The sequence below is a fragment of the Tardiphaga sp. genome (assembly GCF_025356345.1).
Classification (GTDB): domain Bacteria; phylum Pseudomonadota; class Alphaproteobacteria; order Rhizobiales; family Xanthobacteraceae; genus Tardiphaga.
The window spans coordinates 1-20,655 of sequence record NZ_JANXTC010000171.1 but is presented as its reverse complement, the minus strand read 5'-3'; the positions used below and the strand labels follow the sequence as shown (position 1 = coordinate 20,655).

Sequence of the window (20,655 nt, the reverse complement as noted above, 5' to 3'; positions counted from 1 at the left end):
GGATGCATTGTTTGTCGTGCTGCTCTTTTTTCCTTCCCTCTCCCCCTGTGGGAGAGGGTGGATCGACCGAGAAGCGGTCGAGACGGGTGAGGGGTGTCGCGCGCTCGGAACCTCGCGGCTACCCCTCATCCGTCTTCGCTTCGCGAAGCCACCTTCTCCCACAAGGGGAGAAGGAAGAAAGAAAAAAGGCGCCGCTGTTTCCAGCGACGCCTTCTAACTTCCGACCCCCGAAAGGATCAGGTGTTCATCGACTCGAAGAATTCCGAGTTGTTCTTGGTGTTGCGCAGCTTGTCGAGCAGGAAGTCGATCGCGTCCATGGTGCCCATCGGATTCAGGATGCGGCGCAGCACGTACATCTTCTTGAGCAGCTGCGGATCGGTGATGAGCTCTTCCTTGCGGGTGCCGGAGCGCGAGATATCGATCGCCGGGAAGGTGCGCTTGTCGGACACCTTGCGGTCGAGGATCAGCTCCGAATTGCCGGTGCCCTTGAACTCTTCGAAGATCACTTCGTCCATGCGCGAACCGGTGTCGACCAGCGCGGTGGCGATGATGGTCAGCGAGCCGCCCTCTTCGATATTGCGGGCCGCACCGAAGAAGCGCTTCGGACGCTGCAACGCGTTGGCATCGACGCCGCCGGTCAACACCTTGCCGGAGGATGGCACCACGGTGTTGTAGGCGCGGCCAAGCCGGGTAATCGAATCCAGCAGGATGACGACGTCACGGCCGTGCTCGACCAGACGTTTTGCTTTCTCGATCACCATCTCGGCGACCTGGACGTGGCGAACCGCGGGTTCGTCGAAGGTCGAGGAGACGACTTCGCCCTTCACCGAACGCTGCATGTCGGTGACTTCCTCCGGCCTTTCATCGATCAGGAGAACGAGGAGATAGCATTCCGGGTGATTGGCGGTGATCGAATGCGCGATGTTCTGCATCAGCACGGTCTTGCCGGTGCGCGGCGGTGCCACGATCAGCGCGCGCTGGCCCTTGCCGATCGGCGCCACGATGTCGATGACGCGCGCGGACAGGTCCTTGCGGGTCGGGTCTTCCAGCTCGAGGCGGAAGCGCTGGTCCGGAAACAGCGGGGTCAGATTGTCGAAATTGACCTTGTGCTTGGACTTTTCCGGATCCTCGAAATTGAGCGTGTTAACCTTCAGCAGCGCGAAATAACGTTCGCCTTCCTTCGGGCTGCGGATGTGGCCTTCAATAGTGTCGCCGGTACGCAGGCCGAAGCGGCGGATCTGCGACGGCGAGACATAGATATCGTCCGGGCCTGGCAGATAATTCGCATCCGGCGAGCGCAGAAAGCCGAAGCCGTCGGACAGCACCTCGACGACGCCCTCGCCGATGATGTCGGTTTCCTTGATCGCAAGCTGCTTGAGGCTTGCAAACATCAGCTCCTGCTTGCGCATGGTGCTGGCATTCTCGACCCCAAGCTCTTCCGCGAACGAGACAAGCTCGGCTGGCGTCTTGGCCTTGAGGTCCTGAAGTTTCATTTCCCGCATTGGGGTGGTCCTGTGGATAGTCGGGGAGGGGTCGGTGCGAGCTGGCCGGAAAAAGTGCGGACGCCGGAAGATCAGGAAAGTCCGCAGGTCTTCAGGAAGAATTCTAAAGCAAGGAAAGGTGCTGAAGAGGCTTCAAGCCTGATGTGGCGGCCGATTGAAGTGCAAAACCGGGACGAAACCACATCGCCTGCGTGGGGTGGGAAACATCAATATATAAAATCAACGGGCTTCGCGCAAGCAATTCGCACGGACTGCCATACCGCCCGAAATCAGAACGGTTTGACGATCACCAGAATCACGATGAGAATCATCAGGACCGTCGGTACCTCATTGATAATCCGGTAATATTTCTGGGACTTCGTATTCTTGTCATTACCGAAATCGCGTACCCGGGCGCTGAGCACGCCATGCACGCCGGACATCAGGATCACCAGCAGCAGCTTGCCGTGAAACCAGCCGGCCGAGAACCAGTGACCAGCCCAGGCGAGGTACAGTCCAACGATCCAGGTGACCGCCATCGCCGGATTGATGATCGCCTTGAGCAGCCGGCGTTCCATGGTCTTGAACGTCTCGGACTGCTTCGAGCCGATCTCGGCCTCACAGTGGTAAACAAACAGACGCGGCAGATACAGCATGCCGGCCATCCACGAGATGACGGCGATCACATGCAGTGCCTTGGCCCATTCGTACATTTTTTCGAAATCTCTTAACCAGTTGGTAACCTGAGTGGCATCAACTGTGGGGGAACATCTCGTCGGCAATCAGCGTTGCAGCGACGACGGATAAAGACCCGATCGAGGGCTTATCCGCAAGCGATCCTTTCCTAAAACAATCCTTATAGATTCTTAGGTTTGAGTCTAAGTAGCAGTGGATTAGGCCCGCGCAACGCCATCCCGTTTTGTCCCGGGCTTATGCACATCGCCGCGCAATTCATGCGGCTCCCGCTTGATCTTCAGAATCCTAGACGCTGCAGCCACTTGGCCCTGCCCGCGCGCGGTTTATCCCAAGACAAAGCCGGATAACCCCACTATCATTCTGACACCCGCCGAAATTTTTCCATTCATGAGGCCTGTGAAGAAGAATCCGAGTTATCCCGGACCCGCGGCGGCGGTGGTGGATTTGCCGGCAATGCTCCACAGCGATCCACAGGACATACATGGCCATGGTGCCCACCACCGGCAGTTATTTTCATCTCCATCTCGTTTCTGATTCGACCGGTGAGACGCTGATCACGGTGGCCCGTGCCGTCGCCGCGCAATATGCCAACGTCACGCCGGTCGAACATGTCTACCCCCTGGTACGCAGCCAGAAACAGCTCGACCGTGTGTTGACCGAGATCGAGGAAGCGCCGGGCATCGTGCTGTTTACCCTGTTGGAGAAAGATCTGGTCGGGCGGCTCGAAGCAAAATGCCAGGCCATCAACAGCCCAAGCCTGTCGATCATCGGGCCGGTGATGCAATTGTTCCAGGCCTATCTCGGCGCCTCCACCACCGGGCGCGTCGGCGCGCAGCACACGCTCAACGCGGAATATTTCAAGCGCATCGATGCGCTGAACTATTCGATGATGCATGATGACGGCCAGCACGTCGAAGGCCTCGAGGAGGCCGACGTGGTGCTGGTCGGGGTGTCGCGTACCTCGAAGACGCCGACCTCGATCTACCTCGCCAACCGCGGCGTACGCACCGCCAACGTGCCGCTGGTGCCGGGTATCCCGATTCCGCCACAGCTCGAAGGTTTGAAGAAGCCGCTGGTGGTATCGCTGCATGCGACCCCGGAGCGGCTGATCCAGATCCGGCAGAATCGCCTGCTCAGCCTCGGTGCCGATTCCGGCAATGAAGATTACATCGATCGCCAGTCGGTCACCGAAGAAGTCGCGTTCGCGCGAAAACTCAGCGCCAAATATGGCTGGGCACTGCTCGAGGTGACGCGCCGCTCGATTGAGGAAACCGCCGCTGCGATCATGAAGCTGCTGGCTGACCGGCAGCGTCAACGGCTTGCCGAATGACGATCTGGCGCGGCGAGACGCCGCTGATCCTGGCGTCACAGAGCGCGGCGCGCAAAATGCTGCTGACGAATGCCGGCATTCCGTTCGAGGCGATCCCGGCGGATATCGACGAGCGCGCGCTGCAGAAAAATTCCGGACTGTCAGCGGCCGGCGACATCGCGGCCTTGCTGGCGGAGCAGAAGGCCGCTTACGTCTCGCTGCGCCATCCCGGTCGCTATGTCGTTGGCGCCGATCAGACGCTGGCTTTGGGCACCAGGCTGTTCAGCAAACCCGCCGGCCGCACCGAGGCCGCTGACCAGCTCAGGGCGCTCGCCGGTCAGACCCATGTGCTGCATTCGGCGATCGCTGTCGCCTGCGACGGCGCCACCTTGTTTTCCCATGTCTCGGTCGCGCATATGACGATGCGCAAGCTGGACGATGCCGCGATCGACGCCTATCTCGACGCGGCCGGCGAAGCGGTGACGAGCAGTGTCGGCGCCTATCAGCTCGAAGGCCTTGGCGTGCATCTGTTCGAACTGATCGAGGGCGATCATTTCACCATTCTCGGCCTGCCGCTGTTGCCGCTGCTGAAATTCCTGCGCGGCGAGGCCATGGTCACGATCTGAGCGGACCGTTCCCCGGACGCGCTGCAGCGTGCAACGCTGCTGCGCGGATCCGGGGCCCCGGTTTCTTGCAACCGCGTTCTTCCCCATAACCGGGACCCCGGCTCTGCGAAGCGATACTCCGTATCGCATCGCGTCCGGGGAACGAGCGCTCCGAGATTTGAATGGACGAAACGGCATGCTTGTACTCGGACTCACCGGCTCGATCGGGATGGGCAAATCGACCACCGCGAAACTGTTCGCGGAGGCTGGCGTGCCGGTCTACGACGCCGACGCGACCGTGCATCTGATCTATGCCGGCGAGGCCGCGCCGCTGATCGAGGCGGCCTTTCCCGGTACGACGGCCGAGGGCAAGGTCGACCGCGAAAAACTCTCGGCGCAAGTGCTGCACGATCCCGCCGCGATGAAACGCTTGGAGCAGATCGTGCATCCGCTGCTCGGCAAATATCACAAGACATTTCTCGACGAGGCTGAACGCTCGGGCGCGCCGGTGGCGGTGGTCGACGTGCCGCTGCTTTATGAGACCGGTGGCGAGAAGCGCGTCGACGCCGTCGTCGTGGTGACGACCGATCCGGAGCAGCAGCGCCAGCGCATCCTGGCACGGGACAACATGACGCCGGAAAAGCTCGACGCCATTCTGGCGCGGCAGTTGCCGGATGCGGAAAAGCGCAAGCGGGCCGATTTCGTGGTGGATACTTCGCATGGGCTGGATCCGGTGCGCACGCGGATCGGTGAAATCCTGGCAGAGGCTGCTAGGATGCCGCGACGGCGACCCTGATTCTGACCCCCGGCTCACCAATATGCGCGAAATCGTTCTCGATACCGAAACCACCGGCCTCGATCCGCTGCGCGGCGATCGTCTGGTCGAGATCGGCTGCGTCGAGATTTTCAACCGCATGCCGACCGGGCAGGTCTATCACTGCCATATCAATCCGCAGCGCGACATGCCGCTGGAAGCCTTCAACGTCCACGGCCTGTCGGCCGAATTCCTGTCGACCAAGCCGCTGTTCCACGAGGTGGTCGATGCCTTCCTCGAATTCATCGGTGATTCGCCGCTGGTGATTCACAACGCCTCGTTCGACATCGGCTTCATCAATGCCGAGCTCGACCGCCTCAAGCGGCCGCCGATCCCGCGCGAGCGGCTGGTCGATACGTTGATGCTGGCGCGGCGCAAACATCCCGGCGTGTCGAACCGGCTCGACGATCTGTGCTCGCGCTATTCGATCGACAATTCGCGTCGCACCAAACATGGCGCCTTGCTGGATTCGGAATTGCTGGCCGAGGTCTATATCGACCTGATTGGCGCCCGGCAGTCGCAACTGATCCTGGCGGAGGAAGCCCCGGCGCAGCAGACCGGCGGCATCAACGACGCGCCGCGTCGCCAGCGCCCGGTGCCGCTATTGCCCCGGGTGACCGAGGCGGATCGCGTCGATCACCGCGCCTTCGTCGCCACTTTGGGCGACAAGCCGATCTGGAATGAGTTTTTGAACTGAGGGGTCATTCCGGGGCGCGAGCGGCGGTAGCCGCGAGCGAACCCGGAATCTCGAAATGTTGAGCCCTGAACACATCGAGGTTCCGGGTCTGCAGCATCCGGCTTCGCCGTCTGCCGCATCCCGGAACGACAAGTTTAATTCAGTTCGCCTTGCCGGCTTCAGCCTGCGCCTGCTTTTCCATGTTCGACCGGTACAGACCAACGAAATCCACCGGGTCGAGCATCAAAGGCGGGAAGCCGCCGTCGCGCACCGAGGTGGCGATGATCTCGCGGGCGAACGGGAACAGCAGCCGCGGGCATTCGATCATGATCAACGGGTGCAGGTTTTCCGGTGGCACATTGACGATGCGGAACACGCCGGCGTAAGCGAGCTCGAACGAGAACATCACCGAGCCGGCCGCGTCGGCCTTGCCCTCGATGGCCAGCACAACCTCGAATTCGCTGTCCGAAACATTATTGGCGGTGACGTTGATCTGGATGTTGATGTTGGGCTGCTGCGCCTGCGGCGCCAGCGAGGCCGGGGCGTTCGGGTTCTCGAACGACAGGTCCTTGGTGTACTGCGCCAGCACGTTGAGCTGGGGAGCGGGTGCCGCCTCGGGAGGGGTACCGTTGCCGTTGGTCATCGAAGTTCTCCTGGAGGCTGAAGCGAGACGATCGGCTCGGCGCGGGTGTCGCGCCACCGGCGAAAATCCGCAGGGTTGCGGCGAGTGGCTATCATAGCCCCGCGCGGTTCGACAAGGATGGCCCTGCCTGCAAACTCTCAAAAGTACCGCCCGCGCCGGGGCCGCGGCATAGAAGCCGGTCGTAATTGCCGGCAAAGCGCGGTAAACGACGAAGCACGCGGATTTTGCCGGCGTGGCCTGAGTTTCCCCTTCGCGTTAAAACACGGTAGAATTTATCCGGATCGATGGTGGTGAGTGCCGTGCGACGTGGCCGCTTTGCCGCAGCCGCCGCCCTCTCCTGCCATTGGCCCGGTCAGATTTCGTGCCTACATGAGGCAGGTCATTGGTTGAGGTGACCCTGCCATATCTGGACCGCTTTCGGGCGGGACATTACTTCCGCCGGGCGCTGCCCGGCGCCGATCAGAAAGCGATGCGACGTGGATATTTATACCATTATCTTCCTGGCGCTGGCGGTCTTCATCTTCCTGCGGCTGCGCAATGTCCTCGGCCAGCGCACCGGCGATGAGCGCCCGCCCTTTGAACGGGCGGCGCGCGATGCCATGCCGGCCGACGGCAATGTCGTGCCGATGCCGGGCGGAGCCGTCGATCAGGCCCCGCTGGCACCGACCGCCGACGTCGCCCCCGCCGAGCGCTGGAAGGGTCTGACCGAACCGGGCTCGCCGCTCGCCATCGGGCTCGATGCCATCGTCGCCCAGGATTCCTCGTTCGATCCGCGCCACTTCCTGACCGGCGCCAAGGGCGCCTACGAAATGATCGTGCTGGCCTTCGCCAATGGCGATCGCCGCGCGCTGAAGGATCTGTTGTCCTCGGAAGTGTTCGACAGCTTCGACGCGGTAATCAAGGATCGCGAGAAGAGCGAGCAGAAGACCGAAACCCGCTTCGTCTCGATCGACAAGGCCGAACTGACCGGCGCCGAGGTGCGTGATCGCGCGGCGCAGCTCACGGTTCGCTTCGTTTCGCAGATGATTTCGGTGACCCGCGACAAGGCGGGCACCATTGTCGATGGAAATGCCGAAAAGGTCAGCGATATTACCGATGTCTGGACATTCGCCCGCGACATCACCTCGCGCGATCCGAACTGGAAGCTGGTTGGCACCGGCAGCGTTCAGTAACGCAGCCGGTCTCGGCCGATGGGCGGCGGCCTGCGTGATCGCTGTCGCTGCCGCGGTGGCGCTGCCGGCGCCGCTCTGGGCGCGTACGCCGCATCACAGCGGTAATTTTCCGTTCGAAGTCGCTGGCGGGCAATATGAGCCGGTCGCCTGGACCGATATTTCCGGCTGGGCCGAGGACGACCATCTGCAGGCCTTCAACGCCTTTCGCGTCAGTTGCAAGCCGATTGCCGCGCAGCGCAAGCCGCCGACCGACGCCAAGGCGCTGGGCACCTCGCTGCGCGATCCCTGTCGCGTCGCCCGCGAGCAGCAATTGCCTGACGGCGCCGGGGCGCGACAATTCTTCGAGGCGCAATTCCTGCCGCTGCGAATCTCGCGGATCGGCGAGCCGGAAGGTTTTGTCACCGGCTATTACGAGCCGATCATCGACGGCTCGCGCACCAGAACCGATGTCTACACCGTGCCGGTCTATCGCCGTCCGTCCAATCTGTTCGTCCGCGGCCAGTCGCAGGCTTCGCCCAGCCTGCCGAATGGCGGCGACGTGTTCCGCAAGATCGGCCGCCGCAAACTGGTGCCCTATTATGATCGCGGCGAGATCGAGGATGGCGCCGTCGCCGGCCGCGGCCTCGAGATCGCGTGGCTGAAGAACCAGACCGATCTGCTGTTCACCCAGATCCAGGGTTCCGCCCGGATCCACCTCGAGGATGGCGGCATGGTGCGGATCAATTATGATTCGCATAACGGCTTTCGCTACACGCCGGTCGGCCGCGCGCTGATCGAGCGCAACATCATCCCGCGCGAGCAGATGTCGATGCAGCGGATCCGGCAGTGGATGGAAGAGAATCCCGACGGCGCCAACGAGCTGCGGCGCACCAATCGCTCTTATGTGTTCTTCCGCGAAGTGCAGCTTTCCGCCACCGATGAAGCGGTCGGCGCGCAGGGCGTGCCGTTGACGCCGGGCCGCTCGATCGCCGTCGACAAGGCGCTGCATGTCTATGGCACGCCGTTCTTCATCGAAGGCGAGCTGCCGATCGAGACCGAGATCTCGAAGACGCCGTTCCGCCGCCTGATGGTGGCGCAGGACACCGGCTCGGCGATCGTCGGCCCTGCCCGCGCCGACATCTATTTCGGCGCCGGCGCCGATGCCGGCCGGGTGTCGGGCCGCATCAAGCAAGCCGCGCGCTTCGTCATGCTGGTGCCGAAGAGCCTCGATCCGGTCGAGAAGGGCCGCGCCCTGCCGTTGCCGAATGCACGGCCGTCGGAGCGGATCGCCAGATTGTTTCCGCAAGCCTCGCCCGCGAAGGAACAGCTCAAAGACCGGAAGGACGTCGCCAAACCCGCGGAGCCGACCGCCACCGTCGTTACCCCCGCGACCCCGCCGGCCGTAGCCGTTACGGCACCGGTGGCCGCGGCCGTCGCCGCCCAGGCCGTGCCATTGCCGGAAGCGCGGCCGGCGATCAAGGCCAGCGCCAGGCCCGAGGCGAAACCGCATCGCCGCGAGCGCCGCCGCGTTCATCGCCGCGCGCCTCCGCAACCCTCGTTTCGCTTTTTCTGGCAATGAAGGGATCGCGTCGTCCACCGCAACTGCTTGACGCCGTCGTGCCGCGCCGCAAGCGCGGGCTGAGCGAGGAGGAGCGCGAGCTGTGGGACAGCGTGGCGAAACAGACCCGGCCGCTGCGCAAGAAGATCCGTGTGGCCAAGGCGCCGGTTCTGCTGCCGCCCGAAGCACCGGCCGTCCTTGCTAAACCCGCGAAGCCCGAACCTGTGGCACGTCCCGCCAAAATTAGTGCGGTGGTGCCGCGCCCTGCCCCGCCGCCTTTGGCGCCGCTCGGCCGACGCGAACGCTCACAATTGTCGCGCGGCAAGAAGGAAATCGACGCCCGGCTCGATCTGCATGGCATGACGCAGATCCGCGCCCACCGCGCGCTGGAAGCATTTTTGCACCACGCGCATCAGGACGGCTGCACTTTCGTGCTGGTGATCACCGGCAAGGGCCGCACCGTCGGCCCGGAATCCGAACGCGGCGTGCTGCGTCGCCTGGTGCCGGAATGGCTCGGCCTGCCGGAATTCCGCTCGCTGGTGGTCGGATATGAGGAAGCAAGTATCGGCCATGGCGGCGGCGGCGCGCTGTATGTGCGGATCAGACGGGCGCGGTAGCGGCGATGTCCGTTCCCCGGACGCGATGCAATACGAAGTATTGCGTCGCAGATCCGGGGCCCCGGTTTCTTCCGCAGTTACCGGGATTCCGGATCTGCGCGGTAGCGTTTCACGCCGCAGCGCGTCCGGGACACGAAAAAGCGTCCTACAAAATATACCGGCTCAGATCCGCGTTCCTGGCGAGGTCGCCGACATGCTTCTCCACATAGTCGGCGTCGATCCGGATCGTCTCGCCACTCTTGTCGGGGGCGGCGAACGAGACCTCATCGAGCACGCGCTCCATCACCGTCTGCAACCGCCGCGCGCCAATATTCTCCACCGAGGAGTTCACCGCCACCGCGACATCGGCCAGCGCGTCGATCGCGTCGTCGGAGAATTCCAGCGTCACGCCTTCGGTGGCCAGCAGCGCGACATATTGCTTGATCAGCGATGCCTCGGGCTCGGTGAGTATCCGCCGCATGTCGTCGCGCGACAGCGCGCTGAGTTCGACGCGGATCGGCAGCCGGCCCTGCAATTCGGGCAGCAGGTCCGATGGCTTGGCGATGTGAAACGCGCCCGATGCGATGAACAGGATGTGGTCAGTCTTCACCGCGCCGTGCTTGGTGGAGACGGTGGTGCCCTCGATCAGCGGCAGCAGATCGCGCTGCACGCCCTCGCGTGATACCTCGCCGCCGCTGCGGCCGTCGCGGACACAGATCTTGTCGATCTCGTCGAGGAACACGATGCCATTGTTCTCGACCACGCTGATCGCTTCCTGCGTGAGCTGGTCGGAGTCCAGCAGCTTGTCGGCCTCCTCGTTGATCAGCAGCTCATGCGAGGCCTCGACGGTGAGTCGGCGCGTCTTGGTGCGCTGCCCCATCTTGCCAAAGATGTCGCCGATATTGATGGCGCCCATCTGCGCGCCGGGCATGCCGGGAATCTCGAACATCGGCGAGCCGCCGGAGCCCTGGGTCTCGATCTCGATTTCCTTGTCGTTCAACTCGCCGGCGCGCAGTTTCTTGCGGAACGATTCCTTGGTCGCCGGGCTGGCATTGGCGCCGACCAGCGCATCGACCACGCGCTCCTCGGCTAGTTGCTGGGCGCGGGCCTGCACGTCCTTGCGCTTGCGTTCGCGCAACTGGACGATGCCGACCTCGACGAGGTCGCGGATGATCTGTTCGACATCGCGGCCGACATAGCCGACCTCGGTGAACTTGGTGGCCTCGACCTTGATGAACGGCGCGCCGGCGAGTTTGGCCAGCCGTCGTGCGATCTCGGTCTTGCCGACGCCGGTCGGTCCGATCATCAGGATGTTCTTCGGCAACACTTCTTCGCGCAGGTGGCCGGTGAGCTGCAGCCGCCGCCAGCGGTTGCGCAGCGCGATCGAGACCGCGCGCTTGGCGTCGTGCTGGCCGACGATGTAGCGGTCGAGTTCGCTGACGATTTCACGGGGAGAAAAGTCGGTCATGAGCTTCGCTTCTTCTTCCTTCTCCCCTTGTGGGAGAAGGTGGCGCGGCGCAGCCGCGTCGGATGAGGGGTAGTGTTAGGCAAGGAGTTTGTAGTCGCCCCTCACTTGTCCCGAACCGCTTCGCGGTTCGATCCACCCTCTCCCACAAGGGGAGAGGGAAGGAAGAGCGTTAGCTTTCCAGCGCTTCGATCGTCACATTGCGATTGGTGTAGACGCAAATATCCGCCGCGATATCGAGCGCGCGGCGCACGATGGTCTCGGCATCCTTGTCGGAATCCACCAGCGCGCGGGCCGCGGCCAGCGCGTAATTGCCGCCGGAGCCGATCGCCATCACCCCGGCCTCCGGCTCCAGCACGTCGCCGGTGCCGGTCAGCACCAAGGTGACGTCCTTGTCGGCGACGATCATCATCGCTTCCAGCCGGCGCAGATAGCGGTCGGTACGCCAGTCCTTGGCCAGTTCGACCGCGGCGCGGGTCAATTGTCCGGGATATTGCTCCAGCTTGGCTTCCAGCCGCTCGAACAGCGTGAAAGCGTCAGCGGTGGCGCCGGCGAAGCCACCGATCACGTCGCCCTTGCCGAGTTTCCGCACTTTCTTGGCGTTGGACTTGATCACGGTCTGGCCGATCGAGACCTGGCCGTCGCCGCCGATGACGACGCGGCCGCCCTTGCGGACGGTCAGAATCGTGGTGCCGTGCCAGACCGGGGACGATCCGTCATGGGAAGCCGAATAGGATGCGTTCATGGAAACCCTCTTGAGCGCCTGATCTAGGCACTGGTGCCAGCCGTTGCAAATGCGGCGAAAGCGCCAGATATCCGCTGTAGGGTGGGCAAAGGCGCCCTCGCGCCGTGCCCACGCATCCGCGGGGCTGCTTCGTGGGCACGCTTCGCTTTGCCCACCCTGCATCCCCCGTGGGGCACCGATATTCGCTCACCATAGGTCCTGAAACCGGCCCGCCGCGGTGGCGCCACCGTCATCACCCTGTTAAAAGAATGCGTTTTCAGCATCCGGAGAGTGCATTTCATGCGCAAGGCGACGATCAAGCGCAAGACCAAGGAAACCGATATCGAGGTCTCCGTGAATCTCGACGGCACCGGCCAGTCGAATTCCACGACCGGCATCGGCTTCTTCGACCATATGCTCGATCTGCTCGCCCGGCATTCCCGCATCGACATCACCGTCAAGGCGGTCGGCGACCTGCATGTCGACTACCACCACACCACCGAGGATGTCGGTATCGCGCTCGGCCAGGCGGTCAAGCAGGCGCTGGGCGACATGGCCGGCATCACCCGCTATGCCTCGGTCCACATGCCGATGGACGAGACCCTGACCCGGGTGGTGATCGATATTTCCGGCCGCGCGGTGCTGGTATTCAAGTCGGCGTTCCCGACCCACAAGATCGGCGAGTTCGACACCGAACTGGTGCGTGAATGGTTCAATGCCTTCGCCAGCAATGCGGGCGTGACTTTGCACGTCGAGACCCTATATGGCGAGAACAGCCATCACATCGCCGAATCCTGCTTCAAGGGCCTGGCGCGGGCGCTGCGCACGGCGGTCGCGATCGATCCGCGCAATGCCGGCGAAGTGCCCTCCAGCAAGGGCCAGCTCGGCGGCTGAAACAACGAGGCGTCGCCGAATTAGCCGTCATTGCGAGGAGCGAAGCGACGCGGCAATCCAGAATGCACCAAGCGCATAAGGGACTGGATTGCTTCGTCGCAAACGCTCCTCGCAATGACGGGGATGGAGCGGCGCTCCTTACAATGACGGCAAGATGAGTTACGGAGCGGATATGCCGGTCTACACAGTTCATGCGCCTCTCGCTGTCGGTCGCGAGTCGGTTCCTGCTACGGACCGCTTCGTGTTCGTGCGTGATGGCTTCCATTTCTGGGCGTTTGTCGCGGGTTTGATCTGGCTGATCTGGCACCGGCTGTGGCTGGCGCTGCTTGGCTATGTGGTGCTGTCGATCATCGGCGAAGTGACGCTGTCATTGCTGGGCGCTGGCGCCGGCATCCGCATCGCCGTGATGGGGCTGTTTGCGCTGCTGATGGGGTTTGAAGCCGCCACCTTGCGGCGCTGGACGCTGTCGCGCCGCAAATGGCACCAGATCGATGTCGTCGCCGCCGCCGATGAGGAAAGCGCCGAGCGGCGCTTCTTCGAGCGCTGGACCGCGCAGCGCAGCGCCGTCAACGACCTTTCGGCGACCGATCGCGGCGCACCGCCGCCGACCCGCCATTCTCCGGGCCAGCCGTTTTCGCGACCGCCATCCGGCGCGCGCGAGGAAATCATCGGGCTGTTCCCGCAACCGGGAGCCTCCAGGTGAGCGTTGCCATTATCGATTACGGCTCCGGCAATCTGCACTCGGCGGCGAAGGCCTTCGAGCGCGCCGCGCGCAGTATGGAAGTGCCGGAGAAGGTCGTCGTCACCCGCGACCCGGAAGTGGTGTTCCGCGCCGACCGCATCGTGCTGCCGGGCGTCGGTGCCTTCGCCGATTGCCGCAAGGGGCTGGATTCCCTCGACGGCATGGTCGAGGCGATGACCGAGGCGGTGCGCGACAAGGCGCGGCCGTTCTTCGGCATCTGCGTCGGCATGCAGTTGATGGCCACCCGCGGCAAGGAACACGTCACCACCGAGGGTCTCAACTGGATCCAGGGCGACGTCGAAAAGATCACGCCGCGCGAAGAGAACTTCAAGATCCCGCATATGGGCTGGAACACGCTGGAGATGGTGCGCGAGCATCCGGTGCTGGAACGGCTGCCGCTCGGCCCGAAGGGCCGTCATGCCTATTTCGTGCACTCCTATCAGCTCAACGCGGTGAACGAATCCGACGTGCTGGCCCGTGCCGAGTATGGCGGCCCGCTCACCGCGATCGTCGGTCGCGACACCATGATCGGTACCCAGTTTCACCCTGAAAAGAGCCAGCGGTTTGGTTTGGCTTTGATCTCCAACTTTCTGAAGTGGAAGCCGTGAGTTTGATATCAACATCGGCGGTCACAACCCTCTCCCCGCGAGCCCTTGCGAGCGGTGGGGAGGGTCGACGCCGCAGGCGTCGGGGTGGGGCGCGCCTGCTTTGCCGAGCAGCCCCCCACCCCCGACCCCTCCCCGCCAAGTGGGGGGAGGGGAGCTATAGCGCTCCTGGTTTCTGGACAGTTTTATCATGATCCTCTTCCCCGCCATCGACCTCAAAAACGGCCAGTGCGTTCGCCTCGAACAGGGCGACATGGCGCGCGCCACCGTGTTCAACCTCGATCCCGCCGCGCAGGCGCGCGACTTCGAGGCCCAGGGCTTCGAATATCTCCATGTCGTCGATCTCGACGGCGCCTTCGCCGGCAAGCCGGTCAATGCGCAGGCGGTGGAGTCGATGCTGGCCACGGTGAAAATGCCGGTACAGCTCGGCGGCGGCATTCGCGATCTCGCCACGGTTGAAGCCTGGCTCAGCAAGGGCATCACCCGCGTCATCATCGGCACCGCGGCGGTGCGAGATCCTGCGCTGGTCAAACAGGCCGCGAAGAAATTTCCCGGTCGGGTCGCCGTTGGTCTCGACGCCCGCGACGGCAAGGTCGCGGTCGAAGGCTGGGCCGAAACCTCGACCGTCACCGCGCTGGAGATCGCGCGGCGCTTCGAGGATGCCGGCGTCGCCGCCATCATCTTCACCGACATCGCGCGCGACGGCCTGCTCAAGGGCCTCAATCTCGATGCCACCATCGAACTGGCCGACGCCATCTCGATCCCGGTGATCGCCTCCGGCGGCTTTGCCTCGATCGACGATGTTACGGCGATGCTTCAGCCCCGCGCCAGCCGGCTGGCCGGCGCGATCTCCGGCCGCGCCCTGTATGACGGCCGGGTCGACCCGGCCGCGGCCCTGGCGCTGATCCGATCCGCCCGCGCGGCAGCATAGGAATCCACATGTTCACGATGCGCGTCATCCCCTGCCTCGACGTCAAGGACGGCCGGGTCGTCAAGGGCATCAACTTCGTCGATTTGCGCGACGCCGGTGATCCGGTCGAGGCCGCGGTGGCCTATGACGCCGCCGGCGCCGACGAGCTGTGCTTCCTCGATATCAACGCCACGCATGAAAACCGCGGCACGATGATGGACGTCGTCCGACGCACGGCGGAGGCCTGCTTCATGCCGCTGACCGTCGGCGGCGGGGTTCGCACCGTCGATGATATCCGCGCGTTGCTGCGCGCCGGCGCCGACAAGGTCTCGATCAATTCCGCCGCGGTCGCCAACCGCGAATTCGTGAAGGAGGCCGCGGAAAAATTCGGCGGCCAGTGCATCGTGGTGGCGATCGACGCCAAGCGGGTCGCCCGCGCCGGCGGCGGTTCGCGCTGGGAGATCTTTACCCATGGCGGGCGCAACTCGACCGGCATCGATGCCATCGAATTCGCCCAGGAAGTGGTCTCGCTCGGCGCCGGCGAAATCCTGCTGACCTCGATGGATCGCGACGGCACCCGGCAGGGCTTCGATATCCCGCTGACCCAGGCGGTCGCCGACAGCATCAACGTGCCGGTGATCGCGTCCGGCGGTGTCGGCAATCTCGACCACCTGGTCGACGGTATCAAGAACGGCCACGCCACCGCGGTGCTGGCGGCGTCGATTTTCCACTTCGGCGAATTTACCATTCGTGAGGCCAAGGATCACATGGTCCGCGCCGGTCTGCCGATGCGGCTCGACCCGTAGTCGAAACTCTGGCAGGACTCCCGCCAGTCCAGTTGAGAAAGCCGACATGGCCCGTTTTACGATCCACGACCTTGCCGCCACCATCGACGTCCGCGCGGCGTCGGGCGGCGAGTCGTCTTATACCCGAAAGCTGCTCGACAAGGGTACCGCGCACTGCGCCAAGAAGTTTGGCGAGGAAGCGGTCGAGACGGTGATCGCCGCGATCGAGAACGATCGCGATCACTTCATCAATGAAAGCGCCGACGTGCTGTTTCACCTCCTGGTGCTGCTGAAGTCGCGCGATGTCACGCTCGAGGAAGTCGAGACCGCGCTTGGTGCGCGGACCACGATGTCCGGGCTGCAAGAAAAAGCCGCGCGCCAGCACGACTGAAGACTTCGGTCATAACGGGGGACTGCTTCATGGATATGCGGGCAGAGCAGCAATACAATCCGTACCGTAATTTCTCCCGCGAGCAGTGGGCGGCCTTGCGCGACGATACGCCGATGACGCTCGAGGCCGGCGAGATCGCCGCGCTGCGCTCGATGTATGACCGCCTTGATCTCAAGGAAGTCGAGGAAATCTATCTGCCGCTATCGCGGCTGCTGTCGATCTACGTCACCGCGACGCAGCGGCTGTACTACGCGCAGCGCCACTTCCTCGGCATCGAAGATCGCAAGATGCCCTATATCATCGGCGTCGCCGGCTCGGTGGCGGTCGGCAAGTCGACCACCGCGCGGGTGCTGCAGGCGCTGCTGGCGCGCTGGTCGCCGCGCCCGAAGGTCGATCTCATTACCACCGACGGCTTCCTCTATCCCAACGCGGTGCTCGAGCGCGAAGGCATCATGCAGAAGAAGGGCTTTCCGGAAAGCTACGACCTGCCGACGCTGCTGGCCTTCCTCAGCGACATCAAGGCCGGTCGCAGCCCGGTGCGCGCGCCGCTCTATTCGCATCTGACCTATGATGTGATCCCGAACAAGTGGCAGGAGATCGACCAGCCCGACATCCTGATCGTCGAGGGTGTCAACGTACTGCAGACCGGCCGCCTGCCGCGCGACGGCCGGGCGGTCCCGGTGGTATCCGACTTCTTCGATTTTTCGGTGTTCATCGATGCCGACGAACCGGTGCTGCGCGAATGGTACGTGCATCGTTTCCTGGCGCTGCGCGACACCGCGTTCCACGACCCGCGCTCCTACTTCCACCGCTACGCGCCGCTGTCGGACGAGGAAGCCACCGCCACCGCGCTGGCGATCTGGGAGCGCACCAACCTCGCCAATCTCGAGGACAATATTTTGCCGACCCGGCCACGCGCGACGCTGATCCTGAAAAAGGGCGCCGATCATGTGGTGGAGAACGTCGCGCTGCGAAGGCTCTGACCTTTCCATCGTCATTGCGAGTTCGGCACCGGCCTTTGGCCGATCCTGAGATATGAAAGATAGGGTTCGTGTCCCGGACGCGGTGCGGCATTCTTATGCCGCTCCGCAGAGCCGGGACCGCATCAGGCGACCGCGTTTCTGGCGGTCCCGTCTCTGCGGCGCATGACGCCTCCTGCGGAGGCGCATTGCGCCGCGTCCGGGACAAGTGCCCTTTCTTCCTAGGAGCGAAGCGACGCGGCAATCCAGAAGCCACAAGCTCGGCAAGAACTGGATTGCTTCGTCGCCAAGGGGCTCCTCGCAATGACGGCGGCTAAGACGCGGATCAACTTGAAATCATCCCGTTCTAGCCGCTGCTGCCGGCAGGCGTCGAGACGGGCAGCACCTCGTGGGCGCCGAGGTCCGGCGAATCGTCTTTCCAGCGCACCGAGCCGAATGGCCGCTCCAGCATCCGCCGCACCCGGATCGGATCCGGGCCGAGATGAAACGCCACCGCCCGCTGATACAGCGCCCGCTCGGACTGCGTCGAGCGGTTGCGCTGACGCAGGAAGTCCAGCCAGGTCGGGCAGTGATAGCGTTCGGTCCACAATTCGGGATCGGCGATGTCGCGCGCAATCGACCAGCCATAGGCGCCGTTACGTTGGCGGCTGAGCTGCACATCCTGCATCAGGCCGTGGAAAGCGCGCGCGCTGTCCTGCTCGACGCGGTATTCGATTTCCACCACCAGCGGACCACTGCGCCCGGTGAGCGCCAGCCGCACTTCGGGATCCGCCAGCGTGTCGGCGGCGTCATCGCGCGTACCAATCGGCGGCATCGTCAGCCACAACCCCATCAGCGGCGAGGCGAACATCGCGGCGCCCGACGCCAGCAGCGCAAGCTCGACGCCGACGATATCGGTGAGGTGGCCCCAGCCCCAGCTGCCGATCGCGATGCCGCCGGAAATCGACGCCTGGAACGCGGCCAGCGAACGGCCGGCGACCCAGCGCGGCGCCGACAGTTGCACGCCGATATTGAACAGCGCCACCGCCAGCATCCACACCGATCCCGCGACCACCAGCGCCGCCGCCGTCAGCACCGGCTCGCGGCTGACCGCGACCACCGCGATGGCGACCCCCATGATCAGCGCGCAGGCGCGGATCGACGCCTCGCCGCTGAGATATTTGCGGACGTGGCCGATATTGAGCGCGCCGATCACCGCGCCCATGCCGAAGGCGCCGAGCATGATGCCGTAGGTCTGCGCGCCGCCATGCAGCAGGTCGCGCGCCACCAGCGGCATCAGCGCCGAGACCGAGCCGCCGCAGATGCCGGTGATCAGGGTGCGCGCCAGCACGATGCGGATCGATGGCGAATTGGCGATGTAACGCACGCCGGAGACGATCGCGCGGCTCAGCCGCTCCCGGGGCAGCCGCGAGGCCTCGGTCTTGCGGCGCCACAACAGCAGCACCACCAGCAGCGGGATATACAGCACGGCATTGGCCGCGAAGGCGGCCACGGCGCCGGCGGTCGCCACCACGATGCCGCCGATCGCCGGGCCGAAACTGCGCGCGATATTGTAGCTGATGCCGTTCAGCGCCACCGCCGAAGGCAGCACCTCCGGCGGCACCTGCTCGCCGACCGAGGATTGCCAGGCCGGACCGAACAGCGCCATGCCGCTGCCGATGATGAAACAGAACGCCAGCAACAGGTTCGGGGTCGCCGAGCCCGTCCAGTCCATCACCGTCAGCGCGGTGGCGCCGATCAGCGAAACCACCAGCGACGCCAGCGAGACCAGCCGGCGATCATACATGTCGGCGACCGCGCCGGCCGGCATCGCGATCAGCATGATCGGCAGCATCAGGGCGGTCTGCACCAGCGCGACCTTGTCGGCGGAGGCCGTCAGCTGCGTCATCGCCCAGGCCGCGCCAACGCTCTGGATCATCAGACCGAGATTGGACAGCAGGCTGGCCAGCCAGATCCGGCGGAACACCGGAAAGCCCAGCGGCGCCGCAATGCTGTCGGCGGCGATCCATGATCGTTTCGGCGCTGGCGTCATCATCCCCTGCCGTTTCTGGCGAAGCCCGCCGGCCTATCGTCATTCGCCGGTCATGTTGCTGTGATGCCTGTGAATCTCCCCGGCTGTCCAGTAGCGGTATAGCTGGCGGGGCCTGCGCGGCGCGGGTATCATCACAAAAACTGGTTTCAGGAGTTCTTATGGGCGTGTCACGACGGACGGTGTTGATGGGCGCGGCAGCGTTGCCCCTGGTGGCCAGCCTCGTCACCCGTGCCGCGGCGCAACCCGTTTCAGCATCGACCGCATCCGAGATTCCGCCGATCCTGTTTGTGCATGGCAATGGCGATCATGCGGCGCTCTGGATGACGCAGATCTGGCGGATGGAATCCAACGGCATTCCCCGTGACCGCCTGATGGCGATCAATTTCACCGATCCGCTGGCTCGCGGCGACGACGCCGTCGAGCAACCGAACCGCTCCTCCACCGAACAACAGCGCCGCGAACTCGGCGCCGCGATCGCCGAACTGAAACGCCGCACCGGCGCGCCGCGGGTCGCACTGGTCGCCAATTCGCGCGGCGGCTATTCGGTGCGCAACTACATCAAGAACGGCGGCGGCGCCGATGTCAGCCACGCGGTGCTGTGCGGCGTACCGAACCACGGCGTCTATGCCTGGGACGACGGACTTGGCGGCGAATTCAACGGCCGCGGGCCCTTCTTGCGCGGGCTGAATGACGGCGAAAGCGAAGTTGTCGATGGCACCGCTTTCCTGACCTTGCGCAGCGACGGCCATGACAAATACGCCCAGCCGGATGGCCGCTTCGCCGGCAAGCCGGGCACGCCGACCGGCATTACGTCGGATGGCCCGGCGCTGCGCGGCGCCAGCAACCTGGTACTCGGCACGCTGGACCACCGCGAGACCGGATTTCATCCGCGCGCGTTCCGCGAGATCTACAAATTCATCGCCGGGCGCGAGCCCGAGCGGACAACGCCGCGGCCCGAAGCCACGGTCGTGCTGAACGGGCTCGTCACCGCCACGCCCGGCGGCGTGCCGACCAACCGGCCGGTCGAAGGCGCCACCGTGGAAGTGTTTCGCGTGACGCCAGACAGCGGCGAGCGGATCGGTGCGGCGATCCATACGGCAAAAACCGCGGCCGATGGCCGCTGGGGGCCGGCGCAGGTCGAACCGACCTGGCCGCTGGAAATCGTTCTGAATTCGCCCGGCGCGCCAATCACGCATTTTTACCGGTCGCCGTTTCCGCGTTCCTCCGATGTCGTGCATCTGCGCGCGGCGCGCCCGCTGGGAGCCGCCGACGCCGGCGCCGGCGCGGTGCTGCTGATGTCGCGGCCGCGCGGCTATTTCGGGCTGCCGCGCGACATCGTGCTGTTCGACGGCCGGGAACCGACCGATGTGAAAGCCGGCGTGCCGACCGATTCGGTGACCACGCTTCGGCTGCCGTCCCCTGAAATCGGACGGCCCGTGGTGGCGCTGTTCAACCAGGAACGGATCGTGGCGCGCGGCTGGCCGGCCTCCGAAAATCGCATCACGGTGGCCGAGGTCACCGATTGACCGGAACGGCTGCGCCTTCATAGCGCCCGGTTTTGCGCCTGCTATGATGCCTCTTCCATCAGCCACGAGGCC

General features: G+C 64.3%; 22 protein-coding genes. 16 read left to right on the top strand and 6 right to left on the bottom strand.

Annotated elements, in window-relative coordinates:
- The coding region (locus tag Q0S16_RS10160) for a hypothetical protein (protein ID WP_295847759.1) at positions 1-217 on the top strand (217 nt) is incomplete at its 5' end.
- A 19-nt stretch (positions 218-236) separates the two neighbouring features.
- On the opposite strand, the gene rho is transcribed toward Q0S16_RS10160, so the two are convergent.
- Together rho and hemJ are read right to left on the bottom strand one after the other, a co-directional pair.
- Positions 237-1,502: a transcription termination factor Rho gene (gene rho, locus Q0S16_RS10155; protein WP_295847757.1), complete on the bottom strand. Its 1,266-nt coding sequence runs from the start codon at positions 1,500-1,502 to the stop codon at positions 237-239.
- A 269-nt stretch (positions 1,503-1,771) separates the two neighbouring features.
- Positions 1,772-2,194, bottom strand: coding sequence for a protoporphyrinogen oxidase HemJ (hemJ, locus tag Q0S16_RS10150; protein ID WP_295847755.1), 423 nt, complete (start codon positions 2,192-2,194; stop codon positions 1,772-1,774).
- Positions 2,195-2,667: 473 nt separating this feature from the next.
- On the opposite strand from hemJ, the gene Q0S16_RS10145 reads away from it, so the two are divergent.
- The 4 genes from Q0S16_RS10145 (at position 2,668) to dnaQ (ending at position 5,602) form a co-directional block, all read left to right on the top strand.
- Entirely contained in the window at positions 2,668-3,507 is an 840-nt protein-coding gene (locus Q0S16_RS10145) for a pyruvate, water dikinase regulatory protein (protein WP_295847765.1), read from the top strand.
- The gene (locus tag Q0S16_RS10140; RefSeq protein ID WP_295847753.1) at positions 3,504-4,112 is read left to right on the top strand and encodes a Maf family protein; all 609 of its coding nucleotides are present in this window, start codon (positions 3,504-3,506) and stop codon (positions 4,110-4,112) included. The genes Q0S16_RS10145 and Q0S16_RS10140 overlap by 4 nt, the downstream gene beginning before the upstream one ends.
- Before the next feature lie 175 nt (positions 4,113-4,287).
- Complete coding sequence (coaE, locus tag Q0S16_RS10135) at positions 4,288-4,887, top strand: dephospho-CoA kinase (protein ID WP_295847750.1); 600 nt, start codon at positions 4,288-4,290, stop codon at positions 4,885-4,887.
- Positions 4,888-4,909: 22 nt separating this feature from the next.
- A complete protein-coding gene (gene dnaQ, locus Q0S16_RS10130) occupies positions 4,910-5,602 on the top strand; it encodes a DNA polymerase III subunit epsilon (RefSeq protein ID WP_295847747.1) in 693 nt (230 codons plus the stop codon).
- Between the two features lie 139 nt (positions 5,603-5,741).
- Here dnaQ and secB read toward each other — a convergent pair whose 3' ends face one another.
- Positions 5,742-6,224, bottom strand: a complete 483-nt coding sequence (gene secB / locus Q0S16_RS10125; RefSeq protein ID WP_295847745.1) for a protein-export chaperone SecB — start codon at positions 6,222-6,224, stop codon at positions 5,742-5,744.
- Positions 6,225-6,700: 476 nt separating this feature from the next.
- On the opposite strand from secB, the gene Q0S16_RS10120 reads away from it, so the two are divergent.
- The 3 genes from Q0S16_RS10120 to Q0S16_RS10110 are packed head-to-tail and all read left to right on the top strand — an operon-like array spanning position 6,701 to position 9,550.
- A complete protein-coding gene (locus tag Q0S16_RS10120; protein ID WP_295847743.1) occupies positions 6,701-7,396 on the top strand; it encodes a Tim44/TimA family putative adaptor protein in 696 nt (231 codons plus the stop codon).
- Entirely contained in the window at positions 7,320-8,954 is a 1,635-nt protein-coding gene (locus Q0S16_RS10115; RefSeq protein WP_295847740.1) for an MltA domain-containing protein, read from the top strand. Before Q0S16_RS10120 ends, Q0S16_RS10115 begins: the two co-directional genes overlap by 77 nt.
- Entirely contained in the window at positions 8,951-9,550 is a 600-nt protein-coding gene (locus Q0S16_RS10110; protein WP_295847739.1) for a Smr/MutS family protein, read from the top strand. Before Q0S16_RS10115 ends, Q0S16_RS10110 begins: the two co-directional genes overlap by 4 nt.
- A 145-nt stretch (positions 9,551-9,695) precedes the next feature.
- On the opposite strand, the gene hslU is transcribed toward Q0S16_RS10110, so the two are convergent.
- Together hslU and hslV are read right to left on the bottom strand one after the other, a co-directional pair.
- Positions 9,696-10,997 carry an ATP-dependent protease ATPase subunit HslU gene (gene hslU, locus Q0S16_RS10105; RefSeq protein ID WP_295847737.1) on the bottom strand — a complete coding sequence of 434 codons (1,302 nt, stop codon included), beginning with the start codon at positions 10,995-10,997 and terminating at the stop codon, positions 9,696-9,698.
- A gap of 169 nt (positions 10,998-11,166) precedes the next feature.
- Complete coding sequence (gene hslV / locus Q0S16_RS10100; protein WP_295847730.1) at positions 11,167-11,739, bottom strand: ATP-dependent protease subunit HslV; 573 nt, start codon at positions 11,737-11,739, stop codon at positions 11,167-11,169.
- Between the two features lie 279 nt (positions 11,740-12,018).
- Between hslV and hisB the strand changes: the two genes are divergently transcribed.
- From hisB to coaA, 7 genes are all read left to right on the top strand, one after another.
- On the top strand, positions 12,019-12,612 hold the full coding sequence (gene hisB / locus Q0S16_RS10095) for an imidazoleglycerol-phosphate dehydratase HisB (RefSeq protein ID WP_295847728.1): 594 nt from the start codon (positions 12,019-12,021) through the stop codon (positions 12,610-12,612).
- Between the two features lie 172 nt (positions 12,613-12,784).
- Positions 12,785-13,315: a DUF2628 domain-containing protein gene (locus Q0S16_RS10090; protein WP_295847725.1), complete on the top strand. Its 531-nt coding sequence runs from the start codon at positions 12,785-12,787 to the stop codon at positions 13,313-13,315.
- Positions 13,312-13,962, top strand: a complete 651-nt coding sequence (gene hisH / locus Q0S16_RS10085) for an imidazole glycerol phosphate synthase subunit HisH (protein WP_295847723.1) — start codon at positions 13,312-13,314, stop codon at positions 13,960-13,962. Before Q0S16_RS10090 ends, hisH begins: the two co-directional genes overlap by 4 nt.
- 187 nt (positions 13,963-14,149) lie before the next feature.
- Positions 14,150-14,890, top strand: a complete 741-nt coding sequence (gene hisA, locus Q0S16_RS10080) for a 1-(5-phosphoribosyl)-5-[(5-phosphoribosylamino)methylideneamino]imidazole-4-carboxamide isomerase (RefSeq protein WP_295847720.1) — start codon at positions 14,150-14,152, stop codon at positions 14,888-14,890.
- A gap of 8 nt (positions 14,891-14,898) precedes the next feature.
- Positions 14,899-15,675, top strand: a complete 777-nt coding sequence (gene hisF / locus Q0S16_RS10075) for an imidazole glycerol phosphate synthase subunit HisF (RefSeq protein ID WP_295847718.1) — start codon at positions 14,899-14,901, stop codon at positions 15,673-15,675.
- A gap of 46 nt (positions 15,676-15,721) precedes the next feature.
- A complete protein-coding gene (locus Q0S16_RS10070; protein ID WP_295847716.1) occupies positions 15,722-16,045 on the top strand; it encodes a phosphoribosyl-ATP diphosphatase in 324 nt (107 codons plus the stop codon).
- 29 nt (positions 16,046-16,074) lie between these two features.
- Positions 16,075-17,028 (top strand): type I pantothenate kinase, encoded by a 954-nt coding sequence (coaA, locus tag Q0S16_RS10065; RefSeq protein ID WP_295847714.1) that lies wholly within the window; start codon positions 16,075-16,077, stop codon positions 17,026-17,028.
- Between the two features lie 343 nt (positions 17,029-17,371).
- On the opposite strand, the gene Q0S16_RS10060 is transcribed toward coaA, so the two are convergent.
- Positions 17,372-19,057, bottom strand: a complete 1,686-nt coding sequence (locus tag Q0S16_RS10060; protein WP_295847762.1) for an MFS transporter — start codon at positions 19,055-19,057, stop codon at positions 17,372-17,374.
- 158 nt (positions 19,058-19,215) lie between these two features.
- Here Q0S16_RS10060 and Q0S16_RS10055 point away from each other — a divergent pair, with 158 nt between their 5' ends.
- A complete protein-coding gene (locus Q0S16_RS10055; protein ID WP_295847713.1) occupies positions 19,216-20,583 on the top strand; it encodes a hydrolase in 1,368 nt (455 codons plus the stop codon).
- Positions 20,584-20,655: the final 72 nt, after the last annotated feature.

Excerpts from the sequence above, each read along its gene's own strand:
- rho (WP_295847757.1), bottom strand. The coding sequence starts at position 1,502 with ATGCGGGAAATGAAACTTCAGGACCTCAAGGCCAAGACGCCAGCCGAG.
- hemJ (WP_295847755.1), bottom strand. The coding sequence starts at position 2,194 with ATGTACGAATGGGCCAAGGCACTGCATGTGATCGCCGTCATCTCGTGG.
- Q0S16_RS10140 (WP_295847753.1), top strand. The coding sequence starts at position 3,504 with ATGACGATCTGGCGCGGCGAGACGCCGCTGATCCTGGCGTCACAGAGC.
- coaE (WP_295847750.1), top strand. The coding sequence starts at position 4,288 with ATGCTTGTACTCGGACTCACCGGCTCGATCGGGATGGGCAAATCGACC.
- dnaQ (WP_295847747.1), top strand. The coding sequence starts at position 4,910 with ATGCGCGAAATCGTTCTCGATACCGAAACCACCGGCCTCGATCCGCTG.
- secB (WP_295847745.1), bottom strand. The coding sequence starts at position 6,224 with ATGACCAACGGCAACGGTACCCCTCCCGAGGCGGCACCCGCTCCCCAG.
- Q0S16_RS10115 (WP_295847740.1), top strand. The coding sequence starts at position 7,320 with ATGTCTGGACATTCGCCCGCGACATCACCTCGCGCGATCCGAACTGGA.
- Q0S16_RS10110 (WP_295847739.1), top strand. The coding sequence starts at position 8,951 with ATGAAGGGATCGCGTCGTCCACCGCAACTGCTTGACGCCGTCGTGCCG.
- hslU (WP_295847737.1), bottom strand. The coding sequence starts at position 10,997 with ATGACCGACTTTTCTCCCCGTGAAATCGTCAGCGAACTCGACCGCTAC.
- hslV (WP_295847730.1), bottom strand. The coding sequence starts at position 11,739 with ATGAACGCATCCTATTCGGCTTCCCATGACGGATCGTCCCCGGTCTGG.
- hisB (WP_295847728.1), top strand. The coding sequence starts at position 12,019 with ATGCGCAAGGCGACGATCAAGCGCAAGACCAAGGAAACCGATATCGAG.
- Q0S16_RS10090 (WP_295847725.1), top strand. The coding sequence starts at position 12,785 with ATGCCGGTCTACACAGTTCATGCGCCTCTCGCTGTCGGTCGCGAGTCG.
- hisA (WP_295847720.1), top strand. The coding sequence starts at position 14,150 with ATGATCCTCTTCCCCGCCATCGACCTCAAAAACGGCCAGTGCGTTCGC.
- hisF (WP_295847718.1), top strand. The coding sequence starts at position 14,899 with ATGTTCACGATGCGCGTCATCCCCTGCCTCGACGTCAAGGACGGCCGG.
- Q0S16_RS10070 (WP_295847716.1), top strand. The coding sequence starts at position 15,722 with ATGGCCCGTTTTACGATCCACGACCTTGCCGCCACCATCGACGTCCGC.
- coaA (WP_295847714.1), top strand. The coding sequence starts at position 16,075 with ATGGATATGCGGGCAGAGCAGCAATACAATCCGTACCGTAATTTCTCC.
- Q0S16_RS10060 (WP_295847762.1), bottom strand. The coding sequence starts at position 19,057 with ATGACGCCAGCGCCGAAACGATCATGGATCGCCGCCGACAGCATTGCG.
- Q0S16_RS10055 (WP_295847713.1), top strand. The coding sequence starts at position 19,216 with ATGGGCGTGTCACGACGGACGGTGTTGATGGGCGCGGCAGCGTTGCCC.